General features: G+C 71.3%; 2 pseudogenes. One reads left to right on the forward strand and one right to left on the reverse strand.

Annotation, left to right across the window (positions count from 1 at the left end):
• Positions 1–238: pseudogene (locus EAO71_RS36395) on the reverse strand (mobilization protein); the annotation flags it as partial.
• A 1-nt stretch (position 239) separates the two neighbouring features.
• Between EAO71_RS36395 and EAO71_RS36400 the strand changes: the two are divergent.
• Positions 240–869: pseudogene (locus EAO71_RS36400) on the forward strand (mobilization protein); the annotation flags it as partial.

Consider the following 869-nt stretch of genomic DNA (forward strand, 5'->3'; position numbering starts at 1 on the left):
GGTCGCGGGCAGCCTTGCGCAGCGTGTGGGCGGCCTGGTTCTCGGCGCGGATCTGAGAACGCTGAGCGCGGACAAATGCCCTTGAGGCTGCTCGGAGTTCGGCGTGGAAAAGGTTGGGGGCTTTCTGGGCGGTAGCTTCGATGAGGTCGCCGAGCGCGGTGATGCGGGCCTGGGCGTGGGTGTCGTCAGCCATCCCCTGGTGAAGGCTGTCGAGGGCGTCGGTGGCCTGGTGCCAGGGGATGGCTGACGACACCCACGCCCAGGCCCGCATCACCGCGCTCGGCGACCTCATCGAAGCTACCGCCCAGAAAGCCCCCAACCTTTTCCACGCCGAACTCCGAGCAGCCTCAAGGGCATTTGTCCGCGCTCAGCGTTCTCAGATCCGCGCCGAGAACCAGGCCGCCCACACGCTGCGCAAGGCTGCCCGCGACCTCGCCCACACCGCCACCGGCCCCGACGGCAGCGCCCTGGCGACCCTGCTCGCCGCCCTCGTCTGGGCCACGATCGTTGCCGCCCGCTGGCACGAGGCGAAGAACCACGCCCACCAGGCTGAGGCAGCCCGTCAGACCCTCCACCACCTCCAGGCCGCTGCCGACCGAGCCCTCACGCCCATCGTCGGCGGCCTCGCCACCCGCCGGCCGAACGCTCAGGCCAGCCGGACCCTTGCCCACGACGTACGGGCCGCCGTCCCCGACCACGCCGACCGCATCCTCACCGACCCCGCCTGGCCGGCCCTCGCGACCGTCCTCGCCGACGCCGAAGCTGGCGGGCACAAACCCCACCAACTCCTCAAGGAAGCAGCCGCCCAACGCGAACTCWCCACCGCCCGCCAACCCGCCCGCGTCCTGATCAGCCGCATCCAGCACACC

Origin of the sequence: Streptomyces sp. MS191, from assembly GCF_008042125.1 — a bacterium.
Taxonomy (GTDB): Bacteria; Actinomycetota; Actinomycetes; order Streptomycetales; family Streptomycetaceae; genus Streptomyces.